Consider the following 20,119-nt stretch of genomic DNA (forward strand, 5'->3'; position numbering starts at 1 on the left):
GTCCGCCCCCCTTCGTCCGTCGCGCGAGCCGGGTCAGCAGAGTTCCAGCCGGGCGTGGGTGGCGTCGTGGAACAGCTCCAGCAGGGTCCGGCCGAGCGGGTGCTCCGGGGAGAGGAAGGCGCTGCGGCGGGCCCGGACGACCAGGACGTCGTGGGAGTCGAGCAGGTCGGAGAAGCCCCGGTTCTCGATGATGTCCCAGAGGGCGTCCAGGCTGCGGCCCTGCCAGTGGTGCAGGGCCTCGTGGTTGACGGCGACGAGTGCCGCGCGGAGGTCCGTCAGCGACTCGACGGTGTACTCGCGGATGTCGACCAGCAGTTCGCTCTGTGTCACGGCGGGAGCCTAGCGCGGGGCGCCGAAGCGGCTGAGCGCGCGGTGGCGGCCTCCCCGCCGACCGGTGCCGTTCCGCCCGCCCTGGCGGCGGGGCGCGACCGGGCCACGGCCTGACGGGGCGGCTCCGTCAGTCCGTGCCCCCGCCGGCCAGGGCGGCCTCGACGGCGGCTTCGGCGTGCAGCCGGGCGGTGGGGAAGAGCGGGACGGGGCTGTCCTCGGGGCGGACGAGCAGTTCGATCTCGGTGCAGCCCAGGACGATGCCCTCGGCCCCGGCGGCGACCAGGTCCTCGATCACCCGGCGGTAGGCGGCCCGCGACTCCTCGCGGACGACGCCGAGGCACAGCTCCTGGTAGATCACCCGGTGCACCAGGGCGCGGCCCTCCGGGTCCGGGACGAGGACGTCGAGGCCGCCGGCGGCCAGCCGGCCGCGGTAGAAGTCCTGTTCCATGGTGAAGGCGGTGCCGAGCAGTCCGACCCGGCGCAGGCCGGCCGTGCGGGCGGCCCGTGCGGTGGCGTCGGCGAGGTGCAGGAGCGGCACCCGGACGGCCGCGGCGACCTGGTCGGCGACCTTGTGCATGGTGTTGGTGCAGATCAGCAGCAGTTCGGCGCCCGCGGCCTGCAGCGCGCGGGCGGCCTCGGCCAGGAGGGCGCCGGCCTCCTCCCAGCGTCCTTCGGCCTGCAGCCGTTCGACGGTGGCGAAGTCGACGGAGTAGAGCACGAGCGGTGCGGAGTGCAGCCCGCCGAGACGTTCCCGGGTGAGTTCGTTGAGGTGGCGGTAGTACTCGGCGGTGGATTCCCAGCTCATGCCGCCGATCAGGCCGAGGGTCTTCATGGGCAAGTTATAAAGCATTGGTCGGCTCTGCGGCAATGCCATAAGGATTACTTTGAGGTGCTGGGGGTGCTCTCCCGGGGCACCCGGTGCTGCCACTCCCGGGTGAACACCACCGAGCCCGCCTCCAGCGCCCGCAGCTGCACGACGCTGAGGAAGTGCCCGGCGTCGCAGCGCAGTTGGGTGCGGGTCTGAACCGTGACGTCCCAGCCGGCCTCGGGCCGCTCCAGGCGGACGGTGTGGTCGGTGCGGGCCTGGGCGCTGAGCGGGGTGCTGGTGAGGATCCGGTACGCGGTGACGGTGTGCTCGTCGCGGACCAGGCCGTCGGGGTGGGTGCGGGTGCCGTCCCCGGCGGGGGAGAGCTCGGTGCGCCACTCGTGGCGGCCGATGTCGTGGACGGTGAGGCGTTCGGGCCGGGCCGTCAGCGGCTCGGTCAGGTGGACGTCGAGCGGCTCGGGCAGTTCGGGGGTCCCCAAGGAGACGGGCGCGGCGCCGATGTCGGCGGCGAGATGGCGCACCGGCAGGCTCAGCGCGGAGCCGGACGGGTCGACGGCGTAGCCCGTGGTGTCCGGCTCCGGCCACACCCAGGGCCAGTAGCCGGAGGAGAGGGCCAGCCGCAGGCGGTGCCCGGCGGGGACGGTGGCGGCGCAGGCGGCCAGTTCCACGGTGGCGTCCCGGCCGTCGGTGAGCAGCACGCCGCGGGTGATCAGCGCGGAGGTGCCGTCCGGGCCGACGGCGCAGAGCCGGGCGACGACCTGGGCGGGCGGCCCGCCGCCGCGCAGCCGCAGCCGCACGGTGGGCGCGCCGAGGACCTCGACGGGCTCGGGCAGCGGCTGGGAGTCGAAGCAGACCGAGCGGCCGTCCTCCTCGCGCTGGTCGGGCGGCTGGTCCGCGGGGCGGCCCTGCGGGACGTAGGCCCCGGCGTTGAGGCCGGTGTGCTGGGGCGAGCGGACCGGGACGTGGCGGTCCTCGGCGGAGGTGCCGGCGGTGCGCAGCGCGCCGTCGAGGCCGTAGTGGATCTCCCGGACGTCGGGGGAGGGCCAGACCTCCTCGCCGGCCCAGCGGGTGCTGATCCAGCTGCGCAGAGCGGGCTCCTCGGGGGCTCCGGTGTCGACGTCGCGCAGCCAGTGGTCCCACCAGCGCAGCGTCTCGGGGAGCGCGTCCTCGGGCAGTCCGTGCGGCCAGGGGCCGAGCAGGGCGCGGGCGTCGGGGGAGGTGGCGAGCAGGCGCAGCACGAAGGAGCAGGACGGGTCGCCCCACCCGGCGACGGCGAAGGCGGGCACGGGCACCGGGACGCTGCTCTCCCCGGCGGCGAGCCAGGTGTCCACGGGCGGGTCGAGGGACTCCAGGCGGGCGAGCCACTCGCTGCGCCAGGAGTCGCCGACGTGCCGGGGGTCGGGCGGCAGGGCGGCACCGGCGACGAGGGCGGTGAGCCGGGTGTGGAGGTCGGTGGCGAGGAGGGCGCCGCCGAGGCGGTGGCCGCCCTCGGGGCAGGCGGTGACCAGGGCGCCGACGGTGCCGGGGGCCCGCGCGGCGAGCAGCAGTGCGGTGGTGCCGGCGGCGCCGACACCGAGCAGGCCGACCCGGCCGGTGGACCAGGGCCGGCGGGCGAGCCAGTCGATCACGGCCGCGCCGTCGTCGAGCTCGGCGCCGCCACCGGGTTCGGCGGGCAGGCCGCCGGAGTTGCCGTGCCCGCGGGTGTCCACCCGGACGGCGGCGTAGCCGTGGCCGGCGTACCAGGGGTGGCGGCGGGCGTCCTCGGCGGCGGTGCGGTCGGTGAGCCGGCCGGAGGAGTACTCCAGGAGGACGGGGACGGGCTCGTCGCCGACCGGGCGCCAGACCCGGGCGCTGAGGCGGGTGCCGTCGGGCAGCGGGATGCGCAGGTCCTCGCGGGTGGTGCGGTAGGGGTACGACGGCATGGCCGCTCCCATCGGGTCCCGGGCCGGTGACTGCCGGCGGGCCCGCGGCGCGCTCCCGGTCGGTGGGGGCGCGCCGCGGGCGTCGGCATTCCGACCCTAGGGGAGGAAGCGTCCGATTTCCTGACGAGCGGGTTCCCGGCGGGCGGGTTCCCGGCGGGCGGGGTCCCTGTGGGCCGGGCCGGGCATCGCCCGCCGGCCGGCCCGGGCGGGGCCCGCGGTCGCGCTCACGCCTTGCTGAGCCAGGCGGTGGCGTTGAGGGCGAGCGCGGCGTCGGTGCCGGCCGGGTCGTTCCAGCCGTTGTAGAGGGTGTTGCCGCTCTGCCCGGTGCCGTCGTCGACGGGCGAGCTGTCGCCCCAGACGGCGACCCGGCCGCTGCCGTAGGTGCTGGTGACGAAGAAGGCGCCGGTGGTGCCGCTGGAGCCGGTGCGGTAGACGAGCCCCTTGACGGAGGGGTTGTCGGCGGGCTTCAGGGTGAAGGTGGTGCCGTTGCGCAGGATGGAGCCGGTGACGGTGCCGAACGGGCCGTGCAGCACGGGGTCGGTGGGGGCGTCGGCGGCGCGCGGGTTGTCGGTGGTGATGTTGAGCAGGTCCACGGAGAAGCCGAAGGGGTCGTTGTCGTCGACCCCGTTGGCGGTCATCAGGTCGTTGATGATCGCGGGGGAGTCCCAGCCGTCGTTGTTGCGGTCGCTCCTGGTGTGGTCGGAGATCAGGAAGAGTCCGCCGCCGTTGCGGACGAAGCGGATCAGCGCGCTCTTCTCGCCCGCGGTCAGCCGGATGTTGGGTTCCGGGAGGACGAAGGTGTCGAAGTTGGCGAGGTCGAGGGCGGCGCCGGTGCCGTAGCTGATGGTGGAGCCGGCGGGGAGGGTCTTGAGGCTGTACTGGCCGGTCCTCTGGAGGGCGACGCCCCAGGCGGAGAGGGCGCCGGTCCAGCTCTTCTCGGTGGTGGGGTTGGCGTTCTGGGCGAGCGGGTCGGGCTGGCTGGTGCTGATGATCCAGTCGGCGTTCCCGGCGGTCTCGGCCTTGCTGTTGTCGAACAGCACCCGGTGCGGGGTGGCGGCGACCGGGGCGGCCGAGGCGGGCGCGGGCGTGGGGGCGGGTGCGGCGACGGCGGTGGGGGTGATCAGGCCGGCCGCGAGCAGGGCGGTGCCGGCGAGGGCCGTGGCGGCTCGCATGCGGATCGTCATGTGCCGTTCCTCCGTGGGGAGTCGAGGTTTCGGCGCTCGAGTTTTCGCGCGTAGAACGGGAGTATCCGCCGGTCGGGCGGCGGTCGGAAGCCCCGGGAGGTTACGGCGCCCTGTACGGCTCGTGACGATCTCCGGAGGAGGGGGGAGAACATTCCGTACCTGCGTATGACTTGCAACTGCGGAGGCCGAGGCGGAAAGATGGCCCAGCTTCGACCGCCCGCCGAGAGGAAACACCACGATGACCGCCCCCAGATGGCGTGACCGGCTCACCCGGGACGAGTGGATGCGCCTGGCCGGAATGGGCGGCTTCATCCTCGCGCTGCACGTGGTCGGCTGGTTCACCCTGCTCGCCCTGGTGGCGCCCGAGCACTACGACGTCGGCGGGCAGGTCTTCGGCGCCGGCATGGGGATGACCGCCTACACCCTGGGCATGCGGCACGCCTTCGACGCGGACCACATCGCGGCGATCGACAACACCACCCGCAAGCTGATGGGCCAGGGCAAGCGTCCGCTGTCGGTCGGCTTCTGGTTCTCGCTGGGCCACTCCTCGATCGTCTTCGGCCTCTGTGCGCTGCTCGCCTTCGGCGTCAGGTCGCTCGCCGGCCAGGTGGAGTCGGACGACTCGACCCTGCACGCGACCACCGGCCTGATCGGCACCGCCGTCTCCGGGTCGTTCCTGCTGCTGCTCGGCCTGATCAACCTGGGCGCCTTCAACGGCATCCTCAAGGTGTTCCGCCGGATGCGCGTCGGCGAGTACGACGAGGCCGAGCTGGAGCGCCAGCTGGAGAAGCGCGGGCTGATGAACCGCATCCTCGGCCGGGTGACCAGGGCCGTCACCAAGCCCTGGCACATGTACCCGGTGGGCCTGCTGTTCGGCCTCGGCTTCGACACCGCCACCGAGGTGTCGCTGCTGGTGCTGGCGGGCGGCGCGGCGGCGTTCTCGCTGCCCTGGTACGCGCTGCTCACGCTGCCGATCCTGTTCGCGGCGGGGATGAGCCTGCTGGACACCATCGACGGCTCGTTCATGAACTTCGCCTACGAGTGGGCGTTCTCCAAGCCGGTCCGCAAGATCTACTACAACCTGACCGTCACCGGCCTGTCGGTGCTGGTCGCGCTGGTGATCGGCCTGGTCGAGCTGGTCGGCCTGCTCGGCGAGAAGCTGGACATCACCAGCGGGCCGATCGCCTGGGTGGGCGAGCTGGACCTCAACTTCGTCGGCTACGCGATCGTCGGTCTCTTCGTGGTGACCTGGGCCGGCGCGATCGCGTTCTGGAAGTTCGGCAAGGTGGAGGAGAAGTGGTCGGCCGGGCTGGCCGCGGCGGCCGCCGAGTCCGAGTAGCCCGCGGCGCGCGGACCGAGGGGGCGGTGACCGGGGTCTGGTCACCGCCCCCTCGGGGCTTTCCGGACGGGCCCCCGCAGGGCGTGGGCCGCGGGACGCGGGGCGCCGGTGGCCAGGCGCAGAGCGCGCGGCCCCGGCGCCTTGGCCGGCCGGCGCGCCGGGGGGTCGCCTCCGTGCGCCGGCAGGTCGCCGCGGCCGGTGCGGCGGGCCCTGCGGCCGGTGCGGCCGGTGCCCTCCGGGCGTCCTACCGCACCGCGGCGAGCACCGCGTCCGCCATCACCTTCTCGCCGGTGGCGTTCGGGTGGAACGGCACGGCGGGCGAGCCGGGCAGCGCGCCCTCGATCCAGCGGTCGTCCGAGCAGACGTCGTGGCCGAGGGTCGGCGTCGCGGTGTCGACGTAGGTGGCGCCGTTCGCCGCCGCGGTGGACCTGAGGGCCGCGTTCAGCTTGGTGAGCACGCCGTGCATGTACTCGACGTCGCCCGGGGTGACGGGCTGGCGCAGGATGCACTTCGAGCCGTCGGCGGGCAGCACCGACGGGTAGCCGACCAGCAGGATCCGGGCGCCCGGCGCCTTGGCGTGGATGCGCTTGAGCGTGTCGGCGATCTGCGGCGCGATGGTGGTGGTGATCCGCTCGGCGAGGTCGTCGTTGCCGTACTGCCAGGACCACGTGCTCCAGTCCCAGTAGCCGTGGTGGTAGACGTCCTTGCAGGGCGTGCCGAGCGGGTTGACGACGGCGCCGGCGATGCAGGTGGCGACCAGCTCGCCGAGGCCGAGGTCGCTGGCCGCGAGGTCGTTGCCGCCGATCCCGAGGGTGACCAGGTCGGTGTCGGGGGTCACCGCGTCCAGCTGCGGGTCGTTGACCCTGATGAAGGCGTCGTACTGCGGCTGCGTCATGGCCTTGACCTTGGCGGCGGCGCAGGTGACGTCGGTGTACGCGGCGGCCTTGAGTGCGCCGGCGACGAGGTGGCCGTAGTTGCGGTCGGAGCGCAGGCACAGGCCGGCCGACTGGCCGGGCACGCCGGCGCCGGCGGCGTAGGAGTCGCCGAGCGCCACCATGTGTTTCGGCGCCGGGGTCGCGGCCTGCGCACTGGTGGAGGTGAGGGCGAGGGCGGCGCCGACGGCTACCGCGGCGAGCGCGGTGGAGCGGCGGAGTTTCCGGGCAGGGCGGAGCACGGTTCCTCCTGGGGGAGAGAAACGACGGGTGGGGGTCGTGCCAGCCGGGCCACAGCTACTCACAGGTAAGTTACTGTCAGGTTTCGCGCACGTCCATGGCATGCGCAGAAATTCCCGAAATTCCGTCAGGTGGTATTTCGAATTACGCTCCACCGCGTATCGGAGGCATTTCCGAAACGCCGTGGAGCGGAATTGCCGCCGTCGGTTGTTACCCGCCGGTTGACCGGGCGTCGCCGCAGGCCGCAGTATCGGGCGCACGGCGACGCCGCCCGCCCGTGCGCCGCCCCGCCACGGCGCCCGCCCCGGAGCGCCGTCCGTGCCCACCGCGACGGAGGACTGCGCAATGGCCCTGGACGCCGACGTCATCGTCATCGGAGCGGGACTCGCCGGCCTCGCCGCCACCGCCGAACTCGCCGACGCCGGACGGAGGGTGATCCTGCTCGACCAGGAGCCCGAGGCCTCCCTCGGCGGCCAGGCGCACTGGTCCTTCGGCGGCCTCTTCCTGGTCGACTCGCCCGAACAGCGCCGGATGCGGATCCGCGACTCGCACGACCTCGCCCGGCAGGACTGGCTCGGCACCGCCGGATTCGACCGGCCCGAGGACGCCTGGCCCCGGCGGTGGGCCGAGGCCTACGTCGACTTCGCGGCCGGTGAGAAGCGCTCCTGGCTGCACGGCATGGGCGTGCGCTTCTTCCCGGTCGTCGGCTGGGCCGAACGCGGCGGATTCCTCGCCGACGGGCCCGGCAATTCCGTGCCGCGCTTCCACATCACCTGGGGCACCGGCCCCGGCCTGCTGGAGCCCTTCGTCCGCCGGGTCCGGGCCGCGGCGGCCCGCGGTCTGGTCGACCTGCGCTTCCGGCACCGGGTCACCGGCCTCGCCGCCACCGCGGGCGTCACCGACACCGTCACCGGTGAGGTGCTGGTGCCCAGCCCGGCCGCCCGCGGCGAGGCCAGCTCGCGCGAGACCGCCGGCACCTTCGAACTGCGCGCCCAGGCCGTGATCGTCACCTCGGGCGGCATCGGCGGCAACCACGACCTGGTCCGCAAGGCGTGGCCGGCCCGGCTCGGCACCCCGCCCGCCAGGCTGCTCTCCGGCGTCCCCGCGCACGTGGACGGGCTGATGCTCGGCATCACCGGCGAGGCCGGCGGCCACCTGATCAACGGCGACCGGATGTGGCACTACACCGAGGGCATCGAGAACTGGGACCCGATCTGGGCCCGGCACGGCATCCGCATCCTGCCCGGCCCCTCCTCGCTCTGGCTCGACGCCCGCGGCGAGCGGCTGCCCGTCCCGCTCTTCCCCGGCTTCGACACCCTCGGCGCCCTCGAGCACATCATGTCCACCGGGCACGAACACACCTGGTTCGTGCTCAACCAGCGCATCATCGAGAAGGAGTTCACCCTCTCCGGCTCGGAACAGAACCCCGACCTGACGGGCCGTTCGGTGCGCGGCGTCCTCGGCCGCGCCCTGCCCGGCGCCCCCGGCCCGGTCCGGGGCCACCTGCGGCACGGGCCCGACTTCGTCGTCGCGAGCACCCTCGCCGACCTCGCCCGCGGCATGAACGCCAGGACCCGCCGGGCGCTGATCGACCCCGACGCGCTGCGCCGCACCGTCGAGGCCCGCGACCGGCAGATCGCCAACCCCTTCGCCAAGGACCTCCAGGTCACCGCGATCCACGGCGCCCGCCGCTACCTGGGTGACAAGCTGATCCGCACCGCCGCTCCGCACCGCATCCTCGACCCGGCCGCCGCCCCGCTGATCGCGGTGCGGCTCAACATCCTCACCCGCAAGTCCCTCGGCGGGTTGGAGACCGACCTCTCCTCGCGCGTCCTGCGCCCCGGCGGGGAGGTCCTCCCGGGGGTCTACGCGGCCGGTGAGGCGGCCGGGTTCGGCGGCGGCGGGGTGCACGGCTACCGCTCGCTGGAGGGCACCTTCCTCGGCGGCTGCCTCTTCTCCGGCCGCACCGCGGGCCGCGCGGCGGCCCGGGCGGTCGCGTAGCGGGGCGGGGGCGAGTAGGCCGGCGGGCCGGGCGCACGGAGGCTGGAGCACGCGTGCGCCGGTCGGTGCGCCCCTCCCCTGTGGGAGCGCACCGACCGGCACCGGTAGGGGTCCAGCCTCCCCGAGCGGTGCGCGCGGAACTATCCACTCCGGGGCGGTGGCCCCGCACGTTTCCGGATAGCCGGCGAGGGCCCGGCCTGCTACCGGGCCGCCGTCCGGCGGACCCGGGTGGCCGTCCGGCGGACGGGCGGCGCCGGTTGCCGGCGGACGGTCAGCGCCGGTTGCCGGCGGACGGTCAGCGCCGGCCCCGCAGGGTCTCCGAGGGCAGCCGCCCGTACGCCCGCCGGTACTCGGCGCTGAACCGGCCCAGGTGGGTGAAGCCCCAGCGGCAGGCGACGTCGGTGACCGTCCCGGTGGCGTCCCCGGCGGCGACGGCCGTGAGGTCCTGGTGGGCGCGGTCGAGCCGGACGCGGCGCAGGTACGCCAGCGGCGTGGTGTCCAGGTGCCTGCGGAAGCCATCCCGCAGGGTGCGCAGGCTGACCCGGGCGGCCCCGGCGATGTCGGACGCCGTGACGGCCTCGTCGGCGTGCTCGGCGCAGTAGGCCGTCGCCCGGCGCAGGGCGCTCGGCAGCAGGGCGCCGTCGTGGCCCACCGTCCGGCTCCGGTCGAGCGGGTGGACGTCCAGCAGGGTGTCGGCCAGCAGCCGCTCGAACTGCTCGACGCCCAGCCGGGAGCGGCGGCCCAGCGGGGAGACGACGAACTCCCGGAAGGCGTGGGCCAGCGCCAGCCAGGAGTGCACGGCCGGGTCCGCCGGGTCGAGCGCGTGCTGCCGGAAGCGCAGCGGGTGCCGCGGAACGTCCCCCAGCCGCACCGCGAGGGCCTCGTCCAGGGTCTCCCGGGACATCGCCAGCGCCGCGTTCACGGCCAGGCCGTCCCACTCCATCCCGACCTCGTCGCCCGGCCCGGCGACGAACGGCGGGGACAGCAGCCCGGTGCCGTTCACGGTCACCCGCCCGTGGCCGGCCTGGGGCAGGATGACGCTGTAGAAGTCGGGGATCTCCCCCGTCCACAGGCGTACGGGGGCGCCGTAGGCGAGGTCGTAGAGCGCCACCCGGCCCTCGTGGAAGGCCCGGAACCGGCCGGGCGCCAGTTGGTCGCCGAGCACCGTCAGCCGGTGCGGCGAGAGCCGGTCGCTCACGATCAGGCGCAGCTCCTCGATGCTGCCGCCCTCGTAGAGCGAGACCGGACCGCTCCCGTCGCCTTCCCGATCCAGTGCCGCGACCGCCACTGCCACCCCCTGATCCGATGATCCGAGCCCGGTGCCGGCGCCGCCCGTGCGGCGGCGCGACGGACCACTCTGACCCCCCGGGCACGGCCGGGCAACGGTATTACGGCGGGTGCCCGCGGGAGCGGCCGGTGGCCGGTCAGTCCTCGTCGGAGAGGCCCAGCCGCAGGTGCTCGACGTGGTAGACGGCCTGGTCGAGCAGGGCGGCCACGTGGTCGTCGTGCAGGGAGTAGACCACCGAGCGGCCGCGGCGCTCGCCGACGACCAGGCCGAGGTTGCGCAGCAGCCGCAGCTGGTGCGAGCACGCGGACTGCTCCAGGCCCACGGCGCCGGCGAGTTCGGTGGCGGCGCGCGGGCCCTCCCGCAGCGCGGCGAGGATCAGCAGCCGGGAGGGGGTGGCCAGGGCCTGCAGCGTGGTCGCGACCTTGGCCGCGTTGGACGCGTCCAGGCGCATCCGCGGTACGGCGTTCTCGGTGGTCGCGTGTCCCATGGGGGCATCCTACGGACCGCCGTGGCGCCCCGGCACCCGGCGGGGGCCAGCCCGCCGCCCGGTAGGCTGCGCGTGCACGACCCGCCCCTGACCTGGAGGAGAACCCCGACCGATGAACGTGCGAAGCGGGCGAGTCATACCGAGGTGCCGGTGGGCGTGCGCCCCGGCCGGGCGCTGCGGGGCCGGGGCATGAGCCGTCGCGACCGCGACCGCGGGCAGGGGGCCGGCTCCCCGGTGACCGTCACGGTCTGCCGCGGCTGCTGCTGCGGCACCGAGGCCAAGCACCCCGGCGTCGACCACGCGGGGCAGTACGAGCGCCTGCGGGCGGCGGTCGGCACGGCGGGCCGGGTCCGGGCGGTCAAGTGCCTGGACGTGTGCACCCAGTCCAACGTGGTGGTGGTCGGCCCCTCCTCGGCGGGCCGCGCGGCGGGCGGGCGGCCGGTCTGGCTCGGCTTCGTGCTGGCCGACGACATGATCGACGAGATCGCCGACTGGGTGCACGCGGGCGGCCCCGGTCTGGCCGATCCGCCCGGGCTGCTGGACCTCCAGCTGATCTCGGTCTCCCGCAGGGTCCGCGAGGCCCTGCCCGAGTAGTCCGCGGGGCCCTGCCCGAGTAGTCCGCGGGGCCCTGCCCGACTGGTGCGCGGGGCCCTGCCCGACTGGTGCGCGGGGCGGCGTCCGAGTGGTGCGCGGGGCGGCGTCCGGGGCGGACTGAGCTCCCGTCACCGCCCTTTCCGGCCGGGCGGTTCGGCGGATCCTCCAGTCGTCGGGCATCCGTGGGCGCCGCCCTCGGGCGGCCCCACTAGCATGACCCGTGGTCGCGAGCGGTTCCGCCCAGGGAGGAAGACGATGACGACGGTCTGCCGCATCTGCGCGGGCACCGGCCGGACCGCCGGCCTCAGCTGCCGGACCTGTCAGGGCACCGGCACCACCGAGGTGGGCGGCGGGGGCGGCAACTGCTTCCTCTGCGACGGCACCGGCGTCTACGTCCGGTACCGGGTCGACGCGGGCGGTGCCAAGCACGCCTACCGGGACGAGATCTGCCGCACCTGCGACGGCACCGGCAACCGCTCCACGACGCACTGGGACGAGCCGTCCGGCTGAGGAGCCGTCGGCGCGGCGTCTCCGCCCCGGCCCGACGGACGCTCAGGCGGCCCCGCAGGTCGGGGCCATGATCCCCGGTCGGTCCGGCGGCGAGCGCGGTCTTTACTCCGTCTTGGTCGAACATTGGCGTTCGAATGAGCGGCACGCTGCGGCCCGTTCACCGCGCGTCCGCGTGCGGTCAACGCACCACTGGAAGAGTCCGGCGCATGGATATCCCCAACATGGGCGTGCCGGCCCGGCTCGCCGACCGCATGAGCATGGCCGAGCAGCACGAGTACCTGCGGGCCCGTTTCTCCCGCCGCCGGATGCTGCGGGCCGGCGCCGTGACCGTCGGCGCCATCGCCGTCGGCGGCGCGATGGGCAGCGGCACCGCCTTCGCCGCGCCGGCCGGCCCGACGCTGCTCCCGGCCGGTACGGCGGACGGCATCGACGGTTCGCTGGTCGCGCCGATCGGCCGCCACCTCCAGTTCGGCCCCGAGCCGGACACCCAGTTCCGCGTCTCCTGGCAGGTGCCGGCGCCGGTCAAGAAGCCGTTCCTGCGCTTCGGCAGGACCCCGTGGGAGCTCAGCCACAAGGTGCAGGCCGAGGTCCGCGCCCTGCACACCCCGGCGCTGACCCCCACCGGCCAGCCGGTGGACCAGTACTACCTGCACGTGGCGCTGGAGGACCTCCACCCCGACACCACGTACTACTACGGCGTCGGCCACGAGGGCTTCGACCCGGCCTCGCAGCAGCAGATCTCCACCCTGCACACCTTCCGCACCGCGCCCTCCCGGGACCACCGCTGGGGCAAGGTCTACGAGCCGTTCACCTTCACGGCCTTCGGCGACCAGGGCGTCAGCGCGCACGCGGCCGGCAACGACCACATCATCAAGGCCCAGAAGCCGGCCTTCCACCTGCACGCCGGCGACATCTGCTACGCCGACCCGGCCGGTTCCGGCACCGACCCGGACAAGTCCGTCTTCAACGCGAAGACCTGGGACGCCTTCCTGGTCCAGACCGAGACCGTCGCCGCCGAGATCCCGTGGATGGTCGCCTACGGCAACCACGACATCGAGGCCTGGTACTCGCCCAACGGCTACGGCGGCGAGAACTCCCGCTTCTTCCTCCCGGACAACGGCCCGGACCCGCGCAGCGTCCCCGGCGTCTACACCTTCCGCTACAAGAACGTCGGCGTCATCTCCCTCGACGCCAACGACGTCTCCTACGAGATCCCGGCCAACCTGGGCGTCTCGGCGGGCAAGCAGACCACGTGGCTGGAGCGCACCCTCAAGGACCTGCGCAGCGACGAGACCGTCGACTTCGTCGTGGTCTTCTTCCACCACTGCGCCTTCTCCACCACCGTCGCGCACGCCTCCGAGGGCGGCGTCCGCGAGGCCTGGGTGCCGCTGTTCGAGAAGTACCGGGTGGACCTGGTCATCAACGGCCACAACCACATCTACGAGCGCACCGACGCCATCCTGGGCAACAAGGTCTCGAAGCAGGTACCGAGCGGCGCCACCATCGAGCCCGAGAAGGACGGCGTGGTCTACGTGACCGCGGGCGCGGCCGGCCGCAGCCTGTACAACTTCGCGACCCCGGACACCTACGAGGGCCACGAGAACCACCAGGACGAGGTCACCACGTACTACTGGAGCAAGGGCCGGGTGAAGACCCCCGAGACCATCCAGTGGTCGCGGGTGCGCTACACCGGCTACTCCTTCATCAAGGTCGACGTCACTCCGGCCCACCTGGGCCAGAAGTCGGTCATGAAGGTCACCGCCCTGGCGGAGGACGGCACACAGATCGACAACTACTCGATCCTGCGCAAGGTCGGCGAGGGCTGGGACTCCGGCCGCGACGACGACGGCGAGGGCGGCGGCTGGGGCTGGTAGCCCCGGCGCGCCCGACGGGCCCCGGTGCCGGGGAGGCGAGTCCCCGGCACCGGGGCCCGGTGCGTCTCAGCGCCTCGGGCCGTACATGATGACGGCGACCCCGGCCAGGCAGATCAGTGCGCCGACCACGTCGTGGCGGGTCGGCCGGAAGCCGTCCACGAGCACGCCCCACAGCAGCGAACCGGCCACGAACACCCCGCCGTACGCGGCCAGCACCCGGCCGAACTGGGCGTCCGGCTGCAGCGCCGCGACGAAGCCGTAGGCGCCGAGCAGCGCCACCCCCAGTCCGGCCAGCCACCACGGGCGCTGCTCGCGCACGCTCTGCCAGACCAGCCAGCAGCCGCCGATCTCGGCGAGGGCGGCGAGGACGAACAGGGCGGCGGAGCGCAGGACGGTCATGCGGTCGAGCCTAGGGCTAGGGCACGTCCCGGGTCTGTCCGGCGGGGCGGGGTGGGCGGTCAGCTCTGGCGGTACGTCGCCAGGAAGCGACCGATGCGGTTGATGGCCGTCTCCAGGTCGTCGGCGCGGGGGAGCGTGACGAAGCGGAAGTGGTCGGGGCGGGGCCAGTTGAAGCCGGTGCCCTGGACGACGTGGATCTTCTCGCGGAGCAGCAGGTCCAGCACGAACTGCTCGTCGTCGACGATCCGGTGGACCGCCGGGTCGAGCCTGGCGAAGGCGTACAGCGCGCCCTTGGGCTTGACGCAGCTGACGCCGGGGATCTCGTTGAGGGCCTTGAAGGCGACGTCGCGCTGCTCGGTGAGCCGGCCGCCGGGCAGCACCAGGTCGTTGATGGACTGGTGGCCGCCGAGCGCGGCCTGGACGGCGTACTGGGCGGGCACGTTGGGGCACAGGCGCATCCCGGAGAGCATGGTCAGGCCCTCCAGGTAGTCGGTGGCGTGCTGCTTGGGCCCGGAGACGACCAGCCAGCCGCTGCGGAAGCCGGCCACCCGGTAGGCCTTGGAGAGGCCGTTGAAGGTGAGGGTGAGGACGTCGTCGGCGAGGGCGGCCAGGCAGTGGTGCTCGGTGTCGTCGTAGAGGATCTTGTCGTAGATCTCGTCGGCGAGGACCATCAGGTGGTGCCGGCGGGCGAGGTCGAGGATGCCCTCCAGCAGCTCCTTCGGGTAGACCGCGCCGGTCGGGTTGTTGGGGTTGATGACGACGATGGCCTTGGTGCGGGCGGTGATCTTCGCCGCGATGTCGTCGAGGTCCGGGTACCAGTCCGCCTGCTCGTCGCACAGGTAGTGCACGGCCTTGCCGCCGGCGAGGCGCACCACGGCCGTCCACAGCGGGTAGTCCGGCATCGGGACGAGCACCTCGTCGCCGTCGTCGACGAGCGCGGTGACGGCCATCTGGATCAGCTCGGACACGCCGTTGCCGAGGTAGACGTCGTTGACACCGACCCCGCTGACGCCGCGCTGCTGGTAGTACTGCACCACCGCGCGGCGGGCCGGCAGGATGCCGCGCGAGTCGCTGTAGCCGTGCGCCCTGGGCAGGTTGCGGATGATGTCCTGGATGATCTCCTCGGGCGCCTCGAAGCCGAACGGAGCCGGGTTCCCGGTGTTCAGCCGCAGCACGCTGTGCCCGGCCTCCTCCAGCGCGTTGGCCTGGTCGACCACCGGGCCGCGGATCTCGTAGCACACGTCATTCAGCTTGCTGGACTGTCGAAACTCCATCAGCGGCCTCCCGACCGTCACCACCCGCATCGTTGCTGTTGCTTTGTTCTACCAAGTTGTCACTTGGAAAGTCCAACCTTTTGGCTATGCTGATCCACATGTCACGCCGAAGCTACGACCAGTACTGCGCCGTCGCCCGCGCCCTGGACGCGGTGGGGGAGCGCTGGAGCCTCCTGATCGTCCGTGAACTCCTGGGCGGTCCGCGCCGCTACACCGACCTGCACGCCGACCTGCCGGGCGTGTCCACCGACATCCTCGCCACCCGGCTCAAGCAGCTGGAGGGCGACGCCCTGGTCCTGCGCCGACGGCTCGAACGGCCCGCCAACGCCACCGTCTACGAGCTCACCGAGCGGGGCCGCGAACTGCGCCCGGTGATCGACGCCCTGGGCGAATGGGGCCTGCCGGCCCTCGGCGAGCAGCGGCCCACCGACGCCGTCCGCGAGCACTGGGTCGCCCCCCGGAAGGCCGTGGACGGGGCGGCCGTCGGGGCGTAGCGGCCCGCGCGTACGATCGTCGGGCCACGGAGCAACCGGAGCAGAGCGGAGGCCGCCCGTGCCCACCACCTACCGCAGGTACGTCGCCGTCGGGGACTCCTTCACCGAGGGGATGTGCGACGACCTGCTGCCCGACGGCCACTACCGGGGCTGGGCCGACCGGGTCGCCGGAGCACTCGCCGGCGAGGCCGCGGACGAGGAGTTCCGGTACGCCAACCTTGCCGTCCGCGGCAAGCTCATCGGCCAGATCCACGATGAGCAGCTGTCCGTCGCCGCCGCCATGGGCGCCGACCTGGTCACCCTCGCCGGCGGCCTCAACGACGTGCTGCGCCCGGGCTGCGACATCGCCCGGGTCGAGCGGCTGCTCGGCCGCTGCGCCACCGAACTGCGCGCCACCGGCGCCACCGTCGTGCTCTTCACCAGCACCGACCCCACCCGCAGGATGGCGGGCAGCGCCCGGCTGCTGCCCGCCATCCTGCGGATGAAGGCCTTCGTGCACGAGCTCGGGCAGGAGGAGGGCGTCGCCGTCGTCGACCTCTTCTCCGCACCCTGCTTCGACGACCGCCGGCTCTGGGCCGAGGACCGCCTGCACCTCTCGCCCGAGGGGCACCGCCGGGTGGCCGACGGGGTGCTGGAGGCCCTCGGCCGCCCCGCCGCCGCCGACTGGCGCGCCCCGCTGCCGCCGGTCGCCCCGCCCGGCCCGGCCGAGCGGCTGCGCACCGACGCCCGCTGGCTGCGCAGCCACCTCGGGCCGTGGATCGGCCGCCGGCTCACCGGGCGCTCCTCCGGCGACGGCCGGCCGCCGAAGCGGGCGGAGCTGCTGCCCTACCGCGGGTGAGCGGTCGGGCGGCCTCCGGGCGCGGGTGAGCCGTCAGGCGTCAGGCGTGAGTCCTGAGCCGTCAGCCCTGAGCCGTCAGCCGTGAGCCGTCAGCCCTGAGCCCTGAGCCGTCAGCCGGCCTCCGGGTCGAGGACCAGGCTCGCCATCGGGGTGCGGGTGGTCCAGCCGATCGCCCGGTAGAGCGACTGGCCGGCCTCGGTGCCGACCAGGACGCCGGTGTCGGCGCCCGCCCGGTACGCGGTGTCCTGGAGGGTCCGCATCACCAGGGCGCCCAGGCCGCGGCGCCGGTGCTCGGGGGCGGTGAGGATCTGGTCCGGGACGGCCACCGCGCCGGCCAGGCCCGCCTGGCCGCGGGCGGCGAGGTGTCCGGCCCCGGTGCGGACCAGCACCCGGGCCACCCCGCCCCTGGTCCAGCTGGTCACGGTGTACCCCGCCGGCACCGCGGGCCGTTCGGCGGTCAGCGGGGCGGTCATCAGGTAGCCGGGCTCGTCCAGCCGCCACTGCGGGCCCAGCCAGGGTCGGACGGCGGCGTCCTCGGTGAACAGCTTCAGCCAGGTGCCGGGCGCGGTGGTGCACTCGGCGATCTTGCGGACGTCGGCCTCGGTCGGTTCGGGCAGCACGTGCCGGGCGACGTGGCCGACCACGCCGACGTCGATCGTCCAGCCCCAGGGCTCGTCCACCGGTTCGGCCGCCCCGCGGGAGACCGTCCACCCGGCGATCCACATCCGAACGAGTTCGTTGATGCTCGGGTCCTGCACTCCTACCCCCGTACGTAATAGGTGCAATACTGATTGACACCTTACCGGGGTGGGGTGGCCGTGGCCAGCGCCCGGCCGGCGCACAGTACGCTTGACGGGTTCCACGAGCCCGGCGAGCACCACCGACCGGCGGGTTCACCGCACCGGACCGCCCGGTGCCCCGACGCCGGAAGGACCGAGGAAACGTGCGCGAGACCGAGCCGCCGCAGGACCCCACGGCGGCCGGGCCGACCGAGCTGCGCTCCGACTGCACCAGCTGCTTCGGGCTCTGCTGCGTCGCGCTGCCCTTCGCCGCCGGCTCCGACTTCGCCGTCGACAAGGCCGCCGGCACGCCCTGCCGCAACCTGCAGACCGACTTCACCTGCGGCATCCACGAGAAGCTCCGCGACAAGGGCTTCCAGGGTTGCACCGTCTACGACTGCTTCGGCGCCGGGCAGCGGGTCTCCCAGGTCACCTTCGGCGGCCGCAGCTGGCGCGCCGAACCCGCCGGCGCCCGGGCGATGTACGAGGTCTTCCCCGTCGTGCGGCAGCTCCACGAGCTGCTCCGGTACCTCACCGAGGCCCTCACCTACGCCCCGGCCCGCCCCCTGCACGCCGACCTGCGGCAGGCCCTGGAGGAGACCGACCGGCTCGCCGGCGGCACCCCCGAGGAGGTCCTCGCCGTCGACGTCCCCGCGCACCGGCAGCGCGTGAGCGAACTGCTGCTGCGCGCCGGCGAACTCGTCCGGGCCGCCGTCCCGAACCGCCGCGAGCACCGCGGCGCCGACTTCTTCGGGGCCCGCCTGCGCGGCGCCGACCTGCGCGGGGCCAACCTGCGCGGCGCCCTGCTCGTCGCCGCCGACCTCACCGGCGCCGACCTGCGCCTCGCCGACCTCATCGGCGCCGACCTGCGCGACGCGGCCCTCGGCGGCGCCGACCTCACCGAGGCCCTCTTCCTGACCCAGGCCCAGCTCAACGCCGCCCGCGGCGACGCCTCCACCCGACTCCCCGCGGGCCTCACCCGGCCCGCCCACTGGCCGGACACCACCACCGCCCCGGTGGCCGCCGCCGCGGCCGCCGGCAAGGCGCGCGGCCCGCGCAGGCCGCGACCCGGCGGCCGCGAGGGTGGCGGCGGCCGCCAGGGCCGGCTGCGCTAGAACCGGGGGCGGGCGCCCGGCGGGGGATCAGTCCGTGAGCAGCCGGGCCCGGAGGGCGGCGACCTGGTCGCGGTCAACGCCGAGGGTGCCGGTGGCGTAGGCCTCGACCGAACCGTGGCGGGCGGCCAGGTCGGCGAGGGCGAGCCGGATGACCGTCTCCGGGGCCCGCCCGTAGCCGGGCCAGCCCAGGGTGCGTCCCGGGTTGGCGGCGTGCCAGTCGGCGATCAGGTGCGGGGTGGCCAGCTCGGTGAGGGCGAAGTCGGCGGCGACGTCGTCCTCGGACACCCCGAGCAGGGTGAGCACGAGGGCGGCGACCAGGCCGGTGCGGTCCTTGCCGGAGGCGCAGTGGAAGACCAGCGGCTCCTCGGCCGCGGTGATCACGTCCAGGGCCTGCCGGATCTCCTTCACCCCGTCCTCGGCGACCTCGGCGAAGCGGTCGGCGAGGTAGCGCCAGGGGTCGAGCCGAGGGTCGATCGCGGCCTGGTCGTACGGGCGGTGCTCGATCGAGAGGTTGTGGTACGCGAGCCCGTCCAGGTCGGGCACCCGCCCCTTGGCGGCGATCTCCCACGGGTAGCGCAGGTCGATCACCGTCCGTACGCCGAGCTCCCGGAACCGTCCGAGGTCGCCGTCCGTGGTGAGCTTGCCCAGTGAGTCGGAGCGGTAGAGCAGACCCCACCGGACGGATCGTCCTCCGGCGGCCCGGTACCCGCCCAGATCGCGGAAGTTGTGCAGTCGGGCGAATACGAGGTGGCGCTTCGTCATGCGCCGCACTCTAGCCACCGGCCCCGCCGCCACCCCGGGTCGGGGCGGCGGCGGACGGGGCCGGGAGGGACTCAGGAGCCGAGCGAGTCCAGGATGCGGCGGATCGACTCCACGACGGGGGCGCCGGCGGCGGCGAGGGCCGCGACGCCGGAGATGTTGCGCAGGGCGCGGCGCAGGGTGGCCGGCGGGGTGCCGCGGCCGTCGCCGATGGCCTCCAGGGACTCGTCGAGGACCTCGCGGTCCTCGGCCGGGACCTGGCCGCGCAACTGCGCCACGGCGGCGATGAGTTCGCGCATCGCGGCCTGGGGGTCGACGGGGCCCTGGTTCTTGACGATGCCGATGTTGTGGTCGCCGTGCTGGGTGACCGAGTCGCCGAAGTGGATGCCGCCGTTCACAGACCGACCTTCTTTCCGATGTTGTGGTCGCCGTACTGGGTGATCCGGTCGCCGACGTGGACGTTCTCCACCTGGACCGCGAACTCGGCCTGCGGGTTGTCGATCGCCTCCATGATCAGCTCGATCAGGTTGTTGACCTGCCAGGCGTCGTGGCTGACCACGGCCGTGTTCGAGGAGCTGGACGTCTCGATGATCAGCGAGTACAGGGTCCGCATCCGCAGCCGGGTGACCAGCCGGTAGAGGCTCACCAGGAACAGGGCGACCATCACCACGGCGATCAGGTTGCCCGCGGTGGGGTTCGCGGAGCTGGAGGTGAGCGAGCCGAGCAGCGCGGTGGCCAGCAGCAGGCCGATCACCTGCCGGACGAACCGGAGGATCACCCGGGCGCGCTTCGGCGGCACCGTCTCGAACCGCCGGGCCCGCGCGATGTTGTGCAGCGGGTAGGCGTCACCGCCCACCCACAGCACCCGACGGCTGACCCTGACGTCGATCACATTGCTTCTGCGTGCCACGTTCCGTCCCCCTGCGCGTGAGTA

Annotated in this window: 20 protein-coding genes and 1 pseudogene; 8 read left to right on the forward strand and 13 right to left on the reverse strand. The window is 74.0% G+C overall.

The features are described from left to right. Nucleotides 1-33: 33 nt before the first annotated feature. The 4 genes from ACIRS1_RS33985 to ACIRS1_RS34000 all read right to left on the reverse strand — a co-directional run bounded on the left by ACIRS1_RS33985 (nucleotide 34) and on the right by ACIRS1_RS34000 (nucleotide 4,262). Nucleotides 34-330 (reverse strand): hypothetical protein, encoded by a 297-nt coding sequence (locus ACIRS1_RS33985; RefSeq protein WP_402846034.1) that lies wholly within the window; start codon nucleotides 328-330, stop codon nucleotides 34-36. A 127-nt stretch (nucleotides 331-457) separates the two neighbouring features. Further along, entirely contained in the window at nucleotides 458-1,162 is a 705-nt protein-coding gene (locus ACIRS1_RS33990; protein WP_402846036.1) for an aspartate/glutamate racemase family protein, read from the reverse strand. A gap of 47 nt (nucleotides 1,163-1,209) precedes the next feature. Beyond that, nucleotides 1,210-3,078: a CocE/NonD family hydrolase gene (locus ACIRS1_RS33995; RefSeq protein ID WP_402846038.1), complete on the reverse strand. Its 1,869-nt coding sequence runs from the start codon at nucleotides 3,076-3,078 to the stop codon at nucleotides 1,210-1,212. Between the two features lie 224 nt (nucleotides 3,079-3,302). After that, on the reverse strand, nucleotides 3,303-4,262 hold the full coding sequence (locus ACIRS1_RS34000) for a hydrolase (RefSeq protein WP_402846040.1): 960 nt from the start codon (nucleotides 4,260-4,262) through the stop codon (nucleotides 3,303-3,305). 238 nt (nucleotides 4,263-4,500) lie between these two features. Here ACIRS1_RS34000 and ACIRS1_RS34005 point away from each other — a divergent pair, with 238 nt between their 5' ends. After that, nucleotides 4,501-5,601, forward strand: a complete 1,101-nt coding sequence (locus tag ACIRS1_RS34005) for a HoxN/HupN/NixA family nickel/cobalt transporter (RefSeq protein WP_360213032.1) — start codon at nucleotides 4,501-4,503, stop codon at nucleotides 5,599-5,601. A 244-nt stretch (nucleotides 5,602-5,845) separates the two neighbouring features. On the opposite strand, the gene ACIRS1_RS34010 is transcribed toward ACIRS1_RS34005, so the two are convergent. Next, nucleotides 5,846-6,775 (reverse strand): SGNH/GDSL hydrolase family protein, encoded by a 930-nt coding sequence (locus ACIRS1_RS34010; protein ID WP_402846042.1) that lies wholly within the window; start codon nucleotides 6,773-6,775, stop codon nucleotides 5,846-5,848. A gap of 343 nt (nucleotides 6,776-7,118) precedes the next feature. Between ACIRS1_RS34010 and ACIRS1_RS34015 the strand changes: the two genes are divergently transcribed. Then, nucleotides 7,119-8,774 carry an FAD-binding dehydrogenase gene (locus tag ACIRS1_RS34015; protein ID WP_402846101.1) on the forward strand — a complete coding sequence of 552 codons (1,656 nt, stop codon included), beginning with the start codon at nucleotides 7,119-7,121 and terminating at the stop codon, nucleotides 8,772-8,774. Nucleotides 8,775-9,069: 295 nt separating this feature from the next. Here the strand turns inward: ACIRS1_RS34015 and ACIRS1_RS34020 are convergent, their stop codons facing one another. Both ACIRS1_RS34020 and ACIRS1_RS34025 read right to left on the reverse strand, forming a co-directional pair. Further along, nucleotides 9,070-10,068 carry an AraC family transcriptional regulator gene (locus tag ACIRS1_RS34020; RefSeq protein ID WP_402846044.1) on the reverse strand — a complete coding sequence of 333 codons (999 nt, stop codon included), beginning with the start codon at nucleotides 10,066-10,068 and terminating at the stop codon, nucleotides 9,070-9,072. 130 nt (nucleotides 10,069-10,198) lie between these two features. After that, complete coding sequence (locus ACIRS1_RS34025) at nucleotides 10,199-10,549, reverse strand: ArsR/SmtB family transcription factor (protein ID WP_387904856.1); 351 nt, start codon at nucleotides 10,547-10,549, stop codon at nucleotides 10,199-10,201. 189 nt (nucleotides 10,550-10,738) lie between these two features. Between ACIRS1_RS34025 and ACIRS1_RS34030 the strand changes: the two genes are divergently transcribed. The 3 genes from ACIRS1_RS34030 (at nucleotide 10,739) to ACIRS1_RS34040 (ending at nucleotide 13,527) form a co-directional block, all read left to right on the forward strand. Continuing rightward, nucleotides 10,739-11,143, forward strand: a complete 405-nt coding sequence (locus ACIRS1_RS34030) for a (2Fe-2S) ferredoxin domain-containing protein (RefSeq protein ID WP_360213040.1) — start codon at nucleotides 10,739-10,741, stop codon at nucleotides 11,141-11,143. 255 nt (nucleotides 11,144-11,398) lie between these two features. Continuing rightward, nucleotides 11,399-11,653, forward strand: a complete 255-nt coding sequence (locus ACIRS1_RS34035) for a hypothetical protein (protein ID WP_360213042.1) — start codon at nucleotides 11,399-11,401, stop codon at nucleotides 11,651-11,653. 206 nt (nucleotides 11,654-11,859) lie between these two features. Then, entirely contained in the window at nucleotides 11,860-13,527 is a 1,668-nt protein-coding gene (locus tag ACIRS1_RS34040) for a fibronectin type III domain-containing protein (RefSeq protein WP_402846047.1), read from the forward strand. 66 nt (nucleotides 13,528-13,593) lie between these two features. Here the strand turns inward: ACIRS1_RS34040 and ACIRS1_RS34045 are convergent, their stop codons facing one another. Both ACIRS1_RS34045 and ACIRS1_RS34050 read right to left on the reverse strand, forming a co-directional pair. Beyond that, on the reverse strand, nucleotides 13,594-13,926 hold the full coding sequence (locus ACIRS1_RS34045; RefSeq protein ID WP_402846049.1) for a YnfA family protein: 333 nt from the start codon (nucleotides 13,924-13,926) through the stop codon (nucleotides 13,594-13,596). A gap of 59 nt (nucleotides 13,927-13,985) precedes the next feature. Then, a complete protein-coding gene (locus ACIRS1_RS34050; RefSeq protein ID WP_360213048.1) occupies nucleotides 13,986-15,200 on the reverse strand; it encodes a pyridoxal phosphate-dependent aminotransferase in 1,215 nt (404 codons plus the stop codon). A 98-nt stretch (nucleotides 15,201-15,298) separates the two neighbouring features. Here ACIRS1_RS34050 and ACIRS1_RS34055 point away from each other — a divergent pair. Both ACIRS1_RS34055 and ACIRS1_RS34060 read left to right on the forward strand, forming a co-directional pair. Then, nucleotides 15,299-15,655 (forward strand): annotated as a pseudogene (locus ACIRS1_RS34055) (winged helix-turn-helix transcriptional regulator); the annotation flags it as partial. 97 nt (nucleotides 15,656-15,752) lie between these two features. Beyond that, a complete protein-coding gene (locus ACIRS1_RS34060; RefSeq protein WP_396317541.1) occupies nucleotides 15,753-16,532 on the forward strand; it encodes an SGNH/GDSL hydrolase family protein in 780 nt (259 codons plus the stop codon). A 110-nt stretch (nucleotides 16,533-16,642) separates the two neighbouring features. Here the strand turns inward: ACIRS1_RS34060 and ACIRS1_RS34065 are convergent, their stop codons facing one another. Further along, nucleotides 16,643-17,290, reverse strand: a complete 648-nt coding sequence (locus ACIRS1_RS34065) for a GNAT family N-acetyltransferase (protein ID WP_396317542.1) — start codon at nucleotides 17,288-17,290, stop codon at nucleotides 16,643-16,645. Nucleotides 17,291-17,475: 185 nt separating this feature from the next. On the opposite strand from ACIRS1_RS34065, the gene ACIRS1_RS34070 reads away from it, so the two are divergent. Continuing rightward, complete coding sequence (locus ACIRS1_RS34070) at nucleotides 17,476-18,426, forward strand: pentapeptide repeat-containing protein (RefSeq protein WP_402846052.1); 951 nt, start codon at nucleotides 17,476-17,478, stop codon at nucleotides 18,424-18,426. 27 nt (nucleotides 18,427-18,453) lie between these two features. Here ACIRS1_RS34070 and ACIRS1_RS34075 read toward each other — a convergent pair whose 3' ends face one another. The 3 genes from ACIRS1_RS34075 to ACIRS1_RS34085 all read right to left on the reverse strand — a co-directional run bounded on the left by ACIRS1_RS34075 (nucleotide 18,454) and on the right by ACIRS1_RS34085 (nucleotide 20,095). Then, nucleotides 18,454-19,188, reverse strand: coding sequence for a tyrosine-protein phosphatase (locus ACIRS1_RS34075; RefSeq protein WP_402846054.1), 735 nt, complete (start codon nucleotides 19,186-19,188; stop codon nucleotides 18,454-18,456). 71 nt (nucleotides 19,189-19,259) lie between these two features. Beyond that, nucleotides 19,260-19,583 (reverse strand): hypothetical protein, encoded by a 324-nt coding sequence (locus ACIRS1_RS34080; protein WP_360213058.1) that lies wholly within the window; start codon nucleotides 19,581-19,583, stop codon nucleotides 19,260-19,262. Next, the gene (locus ACIRS1_RS34085) at nucleotides 19,580-20,095 is read right to left on the reverse strand and encodes a DUF6232 family protein (RefSeq protein ID WP_360213060.1); all 516 of its coding nucleotides are present in this window, start codon (nucleotides 20,093-20,095) and stop codon (nucleotides 19,580-19,582) included. Before ACIRS1_RS34085 ends, ACIRS1_RS34080 begins: the two co-directional genes overlap by 4 nt. Between the last annotated feature and the right edge of the window lie 24 nt (nucleotides 20,096-20,119).

Origin of the sequence: Kitasatospora sp. NPDC101176, from assembly GCF_044768035.1 — a bacterium.
In the GTDB taxonomy this organism is placed as follows: Bacteria; Actinomycetota; Actinomycetes; order Streptomycetales; family Streptomycetaceae; genus Kitasatospora.

What these genes read in the sequence shown, in the direction of transcription:
- ACIRS1_RS33990 (WP_402846036.1), bottom strand. Translation starts at nt 1,162, where the DNA reads ATGAAGACCCTCGGCCTGATCGGCGGCATGAGCTGGGAATCCACCGCC.
- ACIRS1_RS33995 (WP_402846038.1), bottom strand. Translation starts at nt 3,078, where the DNA reads ATGCCGTCGTACCCCTACCGCACCACCCGCGAGGACCTGCGCATCCCG.
- ACIRS1_RS34000 (WP_402846040.1), bottom strand. Translation starts at nt 4,262, where the DNA reads ATGACGATCCGCATGCGAGCCGCCACGGCCCTCGCCGGCACCGCCCTG.
- ACIRS1_RS34005 (WP_360213032.1), top strand. Translation starts at nt 4,501, where the DNA reads ATGACCGCCCCCAGATGGCGTGACCGGCTCACCCGGGACGAGTGGATG.
- ACIRS1_RS34015 (WP_402846101.1), top strand. Translation starts at nt 7,119, where the DNA reads ATGGCCCTGGACGCCGACGTCATCGTCATCGGAGCGGGACTCGCCGGC.
- ACIRS1_RS34025 (WP_387904856.1), bottom strand. Translation starts at nt 10,549, where the DNA reads ATGGGACACGCGACCACCGAGAACGCCGTACCGCGGATGCGCCTGGAC.
- ACIRS1_RS34030 (WP_360213040.1), top strand. Translation starts at nt 10,739, where the DNA reads ATGAGCCGTCGCGACCGCGACCGCGGGCAGGGGGCCGGCTCCCCGGTG.
- ACIRS1_RS34035 (WP_360213042.1), top strand. Translation starts at nt 11,399, where the DNA reads ATGACGACGGTCTGCCGCATCTGCGCGGGCACCGGCCGGACCGCCGGC.
- ACIRS1_RS34040 (WP_402846047.1), top strand. Translation starts at nt 11,860, where the DNA reads ATGGATATCCCCAACATGGGCGTGCCGGCCCGGCTCGCCGACCGCATG.
- ACIRS1_RS34045 (WP_402846049.1), bottom strand. Translation starts at nt 13,926, where the DNA reads ATGACCGTCCTGCGCTCCGCCGCCCTGTTCGTCCTCGCCGCCCTCGCC.
- ACIRS1_RS34050 (WP_360213048.1), bottom strand. Translation starts at nt 15,200, where the DNA reads ATGGAGTTTCGACAGTCCAGCAAGCTGAATGACGTGTGCTACGAGATC.
- ACIRS1_RS34075 (WP_402846054.1), bottom strand. Translation starts at nt 19,188, where the DNA reads ATGACGAAGCGCCACCTCGTATTCGCCCGACTGCACAACTTCCGCGAT.